Source organism: Actinotignum sp. usb-actsch-rep-73 (assembly GCF_059082735.1).
Genome location: NZ_JBHNPV010000048.1, coordinates 1 through 6,656, shown reverse-complemented (window position 1 = coordinate 6,656; position 6,656 = coordinate 1). Strand labels below are relative to the sequence as shown.

The following is a 6,656-nucleotide window of genomic DNA, read 5'->3' as shown; positions in this document are numbered from 1 at the left end:
TGAAGCTTAAAAGTTGGAGCACATCACAGGTGCACGCTTCGGCTCGCCGTTAGGCTGACGCGCGCCGAAGCCCGAAGTGGGGCACCATTAGAAGCATGCCTCGTAATCCACGCAGTGAGCGCCCCCAAGCGCCCCGACGACCAGACCACAATCGTGGTCTATCGCGTGGAACCGCGCCCAAAAAGGATCAGAAGGCTTCAGAAAAATCATCCTTGTTCAAGCGCTCCAAGAAGTCTGATAGCGCAAAGGTGCAGGCAGATGAGCAGGCGCCACGCTCTCCCGCAGAACGCCTAGAGCGAGCACGGGAGATTCGTAGCGCTCATAAGGCGAATGTCGCTGCTTCAGCTCATCAGTTCCGTCCTGCACGTGTTCCGCAGAGTCGTGAAGAACGCCGTCGAGCTAAAGTTCGCGAGCGTCGTCAAGAGAAGAAAGCTCGCCAAGAACGCCGTCTTGCTGAAGGAAAGACGTTCCTTGTTGGCGGTCTGGAGCTTTCGACGCGTTTGCTCTCCATTGTTGTTCTTGTTGGTGTGCTTGGGGCATTGCTCGTCCCCAATTTGTATGCGTGGTGGAAACAGGAGCAGGAGCTTCGCGACATCACCGCGAAGGTAGAACAGGCGAAGCAACAGAATGCTCAGATGCGTGAGCAGCTCGACTTGTGGAGCGACCCGGAGTTCATTGCCTCGCAGGCTCGTGAACGACTTGGGTACGTGAAGCCGGGTGAGGTGCAGTACGCGGTGGTTGATCCTGGCGAGGAGTATGTGGACAAAGCGCAGATCAACGCTGCGTCGCCTGAAGGTCCAGCAAGGCCGTGGATTCAAGTTGTCGGTAAACTGATTCAAGAAGCTGACGAAGCGGAAGTGGGTCAGTCGAAGGCTGTGCCATCGCAGTCTGGCGATCAGCCAGCGCCCAGTGGCGCGCAAAGCGCTCAATCTCAATAGCCGCGTGTCGCGGCCAAATCGTAAGGAGCACGTTATCGTGACCGAAGTGGGGAAAGACCCGTCGATCGCTACCGAAGCAGATCTGGATGTTTTGCGTGAGCAGTTGGATCGTGTGCCTCGTGGTGTTGTCGGTATTGGTGCACGTTGCGTGTGCGGCCGTCCGACTGTCGTGAAGACGGCTCCGCGTCTTGAAGACGGTAGTCCGTTCCCGACGACGTTCTATCTGACCAGCCCTCCGATCGTGAAGGCGTGTTCAACGCTCGAGGCCGAGCATGTCATGGAAGATTTCAATGACCTGCTGGCCAATGATGAAGAGGTTGCCGTTCAGTACCAGGCAGCTCATCATGACTATATTGAACGTCGTCTCGAATTGGGGGATGTTCCTGAAATCTCGGGTGTTTCCGCTGGTGGCATGCCGACTCGTGTCAAGTGCCTTCATGCTCTGGTTGGTCATGCCCTGGCAGCGGGTCCCGGTGTGAATCCGATTGGTGATCGCGCGTTAGCGATGATGGAAGAACGAGGGATGTGGAGCGCTCAGCGCTGCTCCTGCTAATTGGTGGTTTCCGACCGGCGGTTGTTGTGTGGCAATGATGGTGTCGTTGATTAGGTGACGGCGTAGCTTGGGAGTGTGCCCCGAAAAGGAATGTGTATTTAATGAATCGTGTCGCTGGTATTGATTGTGGAACGAACTCCATCAGGTTGCTTGTTGCCGATGTGGAGCGTGATGAAAACGGTGTGCGTCTGACTGATTTGACTCGTCAGATGCGTATTGTTCGCTTGGGGCAGGGAGTAGATAAGACGGGTCGTTTCGATCCGGCTGCGATTGATCGCACAATTGATGCCGTTGTTGAGTATGAGCGCATGATTTCCCGCCTGGGTGCGTCGAAGGTGCGGTTTGTGGCGACGTCTGCGTCGCGGGATGCGTCCAATCGTGATGAATTTATCGATGCTGTTCGTTCGATTCTCGGCATCGAGCCGGAGGTTGTTGAAGGAACGCTCGAGGCCGCCCTGTCTTTCTCGGGCGCAGTCTCTGGACTAGGGGCAGGCGTCGAAAGCCCGATGCTTGTCGTCGATATTGGTGGTGGCTCGACCGAACTGGTCTTGGGCGATACTGAGGTTCGTCAGGCAATTTCTGTCGATATGGGTGCAGTGCGCGTGACAGAAAAATTCTTTGCTGACTGTGATCCGGAAGCGGGAATTCCCCTTGCGCATCAAGAGCGTGCAATCGAGTGGATTGATGAACAGCTCGATGGGGCGCAAAAGGTTGTTGACCTTGAGCGTGTGAAGACATTGGTGGGTGTTGCTGGCACTGTCACGACGTTGACCGCTCAGGCTTTGGGGCTTGCGACATACCAGCCGGAACTCATTCACGGTGCGTCGTTGAGTCTTGATCAGATTGATCAAGCGGTGCGTTTCATGGTGGATCAACCGACGAAGGTGAAGGCCACTCTCGGGTTTATGCCTGAGGGGCGTGAAGATGTGATTGCGGCGGGTGCGCTGATTTGGAGCCGTATCGTCAAGCGTGTTGTTGCTCGCGCAACTGAGCAGGGGAGTGTCATTGACCATGTTGTGACGTCCGAGCATGACATTCTTGATGGCATTGCCATATCGCTTGCCTAGGCCCAGAGGAATTGCCTGAGATAGGTGGGGAGTGAAAAGTACCCCCAGTCGGACTCGAACCGACAACACACCGATTTTAAGTCGGTTGCCTCTGCCAATTGGGCCATGGGGGCCGCGCATGTGCGCGTCTCATTCTAACCTAAAGAACGCACTGCCTGAGCATACGGATCTGCCGGCCACGCGCGCTTGTTCACCGCTTTCTTAGGCCTTCTCCGTCTGGTGGGGGACGAGTGTTTTCAGGAAAGACACAGGTTTTGTGGCGGTTTTGTGCGGTTTCTTCTAGGGAAAGTCCGTGATAGTCATGGGACAATAGAGATAGACACGTAAGACCTAGGAGGCCAGAAGTTGTCTAACCCAGTTTTTGACAAGCTTGAAACTCAGTGGGCGAAGGAATCGCAGTACACGCCGGCGGGATACCCCACAATGCCCGGATACACTCCATCATCGCAGCCGAGCGCCGGTAACGCTGCGGATCAGCGTTACCCATATTCGACGGTGAACTCGTATTCCACCCAAGCTGGGTCAGCCTCGTCGATGGACTACGGGCAGTACACGCAGTCTCAGATGGAGTCGATGTACCAAGCGCCGGCCGCGGATGCTGTTGACCGTGGAGTGATGACCTACGACGACGTCATTATGAAGACCGGAATTTCCCTGGGTGTCCTGCTGGTTGCCGCTACGGCAACGTGGATGCTGTCTGCCGTGAACCCGTCGATGGCGATCGCGCTGTCCGGTGTTGGCGTGCTTGTTGGCTTCATTCTGGCGATGGTGAATTCGTTCTCTCAGACGATTCGTCCCGCTCTGATCCTCGCTTATGCAGCCTTCGAGGGTTTGGCTCTTGGCGCAGTTTCTGCCGTCTTCGAATTGATGTACCCCGGAATCGTCGTTCAAGCACTCGTTGCGACGGCCGGCGTCTTCGGTGTGACCCTTGCGCTCTTTGCTTCCGGTAAGGTCCGTAATTCGTCGAAGCTGATGAAGTTCACGCTGATTGCACTGATCGGCATCCTCGTTTACCGACTCTTGTCATGGGTTTTGACCCTGACGGGTGTCCTTTCCTCCGGTGGCTTCGACTCGATTACTGTGATGGGTATTCCGCTGGGCATTGTCGTTGGTCTGCTGGCTGTCTTCGTTGGAGCAGCCTGTCTGATCAGCGATTTTGACCAAGCGAGAATCGGTGTAGAGCAGGGCGTTCCTGCAAAGTATGCGTGGATGTGTGCTTTCGGTATTCTGGTCACCGTCGTGTGGATGTACCTAGAGATTCTGCGACTCATCGCAGCATTCAGGGACAACTGACTCTTCCTCTCCGATTCCAACGCAAGGAATCGAATCTTTACCGTGCATCACGAATCTTGAAGGAATACTCATGGAAAACATCACTGTTACCGGCGACTTTGCCCGTAAGCCTCAGCTCGCCTTCGAAAATGCTCCCTCCGACGAACTTCTTGTCGAGGTCCTGACAGAAGGCGACGGCGATGTCGTTGAAGCCGGAGACACCATCCACTGCCACTACCTTGGCCAGGTGTTCGGTGGCGATATCTTCGACAACTCCTACGATCGTGGGGCGACCCTGAGTTTCCAGATCGGCGTTGGCATGGTCATCCGCGGATGGGACGAGGGCCTGCTGGGCCACCGCGTTGGTTCGCGCGTTCTGCTCTCCATTCCGCCGGAATACGGCTATGGCGCACGTGGTGTTCCGCAGGCAGGTATCGGTGGCGGTGACACGCTGGTGTTCGTCACCGACATCATGGGCGTTGCCTGAGTTCAGAGACAACGAACCGCGCCCGTAGCAAGCACAATGCGTTGTTGCGGGCGCGGCCTCGTAATATCCGCACAAGCCGAACGGAAAACGCTGGGTGTTGACGTGCGAGGTGACTAGGCGATGATCGGGCAGGGGATCCCTGTTCGTGCGTGGCATTCGTATCCGTTGGGATTCTTAAACAGGTACTTTTGGTGATAGTCCTCTGCGTACCAGAATTGACCGGCTTTAGATGCAGGGGCGATCTCAGTTGCGATTTGGCCGAAGCCAGCTTCGCTGATCTTTTCTTGATACGCATCACGGGCAGCGAGAGCCACTGCCAACTGTTCATCCGTCGAAGTCCAGATTGCACCGCGATACTGGGGTCCACGGTCGTTACCCTGGCGGTTCACTTGAGTCGGATCGTGAATCTCAAAGAAGAGGGAAATGAGCTGAGCCACACTGGTCTTTTCGGTTGAATAGACAACACGCACGGTTTCAGCGTGGCCGGTCAGCCCGCTACAGACGTCGTCGTAGGAGGGGTTTTCCAGCGTGCCACCCATGTAGCCCGTTGCGGTTGCAACGACCCCCGGAGTATTCCAGAAGGCTTTGTCGACTCCCCAGAAACACCCCGCTGCAAAATAAATGATTTCTTCGTTTTTTCCGGGCTCGGTGTGAATGGGAGCGTTGAGAGCGACAGGGGCAATGAAACTGCCACCGCTGAAAAGGTCAGTCAGGTTTTTCATGGCTTCATCCAAACACTGAATACGCCAAGGCGCGACAGGAGGAGGAAATAGGCTACAAAGGAATTTGTACATGGTCTTGGGTAGTCTTGAAACAGTTCAACAGTGAAAGGGGTCGCGATGTTTGATCGCAGCGGACGGAACAAAGCGCGCCTTGGTGCGTTTGTTGCTCGGTTTGCGTCAGAAGCGGAGCACAAGAATGCCGTCGGCGCAGAAGAGCCCACGATGGAGTTTCACCGCGGGGATACGCTTGAAAGTGAACGCGATGCAACAAGGTCCGTTCCCTGGCCCCTTCGCTTATCTGCCGCACTGTCATGGCGTCTGATTGTCGTTGCGATCGCAACTGCGGGTATTGCGTGGGCTGCCTCCAAGATCTGGACGCTGATTATTTCCGTCGCGATCGCTTTGCTTCTTGCTGTCTTACTTGAACCGCTTGTGCGTTGGCTGACCGTAAAGGCAAAGCTCCCGAGGACGCTGGCAGCAGCTCTGGGTCTGCTATTTCTGGTTGCGCTTGTCGCCGGTGCTCTGTCTCAGGCGGGAACAGAAATTGCCATGCAGTTGCCTGACCTGATGAGGAAGGCTAGCGGTGGTCTTGATACGTTCCGTGACTGGTTGGCTAACTTGCCATGGAAGATCGACATGACGGTCTTCGACAACGTTGTCACCAGTGCGATGACTCAGATTACCAACTATGTGCAGCAGAACGTGCAGCAGATTTTCAGCCAGGCCTACTCGGTCACATCCTCGGTGGTATCGCTGGTTTCCGGCTTCCTGATCATGCTGTTCTGCCTGTTCTTCTTCCTTAAAGAGGGACGCACAATCTGGCTGTGGATTGTGCGACTGTTCCCAGCTCCGGCACGTACTCCTCTGCACGAATCTGCGATTCGTGGCTGGGTGACGCTCGGTTCGTACGTTCGAACCCAGATTCAAGTTGCCGCTATCGACGCGGTGGGTATCGGTTTGGGAGCCTTCTTCTTAGGGCTCCCCATGGTTCTTCCGATCATTGTGGTCGTATTCTTTGCGTCCTTCGTTCCGATTGCTGGCGCAATGGTGTCGGGTGCCATCGCTGTTTTGGTTGCTTTGGTTGATCAGGGGATTACGGCTGGCGTTATCATGCTGGTTGTTATCTTGGTTGTTCAGCAGGTCGAATCGAATCTTCTTCAGCCTCTGTTGATGTCTCACGCTGTTTCTCTTCACCCGATAGCCGTGTTGCTTGTCGTGGCAGGCGCTGGTTCGCTGGGCGGTATTCCTGGCGCTGTTTTCGGTGTTCCGATTGCGGCGTTCTTGAATGCCACGTTCCTCTACCTGCACGGATATGACTCCATGCCAGAGCTGGCAACAAAGCAGGATCGTCCCGGCGGCCCTCCTGGAATGCTCGATGAAATGGTCGCAGCATCGTACGCGTCGAAGACGCACGTCAACGAGGCCCCCGCTCAATCTTCATCCCAAGACGCGGCCTCTCAGATCGTGGCTGACGGATCGGTTGCGTCCACTTCTAGGCGTGAGGCCCCCGTTCCAGGGGAAAAACTGGATATGAACGGCACTGAAAGTGCCCAGAGCATGGAAAGCCCAGGGGAGGCTAGGTAGCGTTTAAGATTGTTCAACACGTGTGGCGGGGTC

Annotated in this window: 7 protein-coding genes and 1 tRNA gene; 6 read left to right on the top strand and 2 right to left on the bottom strand. The window is 55.6% G+C overall.

Annotated features, from left to right (window positions below):
• The first annotated feature begins 212 nt into the window (after positions 1 to 212).
• The 3 genes from AC5RE1_RS03330 (at position 213) to AC5RE1_RS03320 (ending at position 2,558) form a co-directional block, all read left to right on the top strand.
• Positions 213 to 938, top strand: a complete 726-nt coding sequence (locus tag AC5RE1_RS03330) for an FtsB family cell division protein (protein ID WP_493938346.1) — start codon at positions 213 to 215, stop codon at positions 936 to 938.
• Between the two features lie 37 nt (positions 939 to 975).
• Positions 976 to 1,491 carry a DUF501 domain-containing protein gene (locus tag AC5RE1_RS03325; RefSeq protein ID WP_179369852.1) on the top strand — a complete coding sequence of 172 codons (516 nt, stop codon included), beginning with the start codon at positions 976 to 978 and terminating at the stop codon, positions 1,489 to 1,491.
• A gap of 101 nt (positions 1,492 to 1,592) precedes the next feature.
• On the top strand, positions 1,593 to 2,558 hold the full coding sequence (locus AC5RE1_RS03320) for a Ppx/GppA phosphatase family protein (RefSeq protein WP_493938345.1): 966 nt from the start codon (positions 1,593 to 1,595) through the stop codon (positions 2,556 to 2,558).
• Between the two features lie 39 nt (positions 2,559 to 2,597).
• Here the strand turns inward: AC5RE1_RS03320 and AC5RE1_RS03315 are convergent.
• Positions 2,598 to 2,671 (bottom strand) — tRNA-Leu (locus AC5RE1_RS03315).
• Between the two features lie 232 nt (positions 2,672 to 2,903).
• Between AC5RE1_RS03315 and AC5RE1_RS03310 the strand changes: the two genes are divergently transcribed.
• Positions 2,904 to 3,851 carry a Bax inhibitor-1/YccA family protein gene (locus tag AC5RE1_RS03310; RefSeq protein WP_493938344.1) on the top strand — a complete coding sequence of 316 codons (948 nt, stop codon included), beginning with the start codon at positions 2,904 to 2,906 and terminating at the stop codon, positions 3,849 to 3,851.
• A 70-nt stretch (positions 3,852 to 3,921) separates the two neighbouring features.
• Entirely contained in the window at positions 3,922 to 4,317 is a 396-nt protein-coding gene (locus tag AC5RE1_RS03305) for an FKBP-type peptidyl-prolyl cis-trans isomerase (protein WP_285068084.1), read from the top strand.
• A 113-nt stretch (positions 4,318 to 4,430) separates the two neighbouring features.
• Here the strand turns inward: AC5RE1_RS03305 and msrA are convergent, their stop codons facing one another.
• Positions 4,431 to 5,039 (bottom strand): peptide-methionine (S)-S-oxide reductase MsrA, encoded by a 609-nt coding sequence (gene msrA, locus AC5RE1_RS03300; RefSeq protein ID WP_493938343.1) that lies wholly within the window; start codon positions 5,037 to 5,039, stop codon positions 4,431 to 4,433.
• 117 nt (positions 5,040 to 5,156) lie between these two features.
• Between msrA and AC5RE1_RS03295 the strand changes: the two genes are divergently transcribed.
• Positions 5,157 to 6,623 (top strand): AI-2E family transporter, encoded by a 1,467-nt coding sequence (locus AC5RE1_RS03295; RefSeq protein ID WP_493938342.1) that lies wholly within the window; start codon positions 5,157 to 5,159, stop codon positions 6,621 to 6,623.
• Positions 6,624 to 6,656 lie beyond the last annotated feature (33 nt).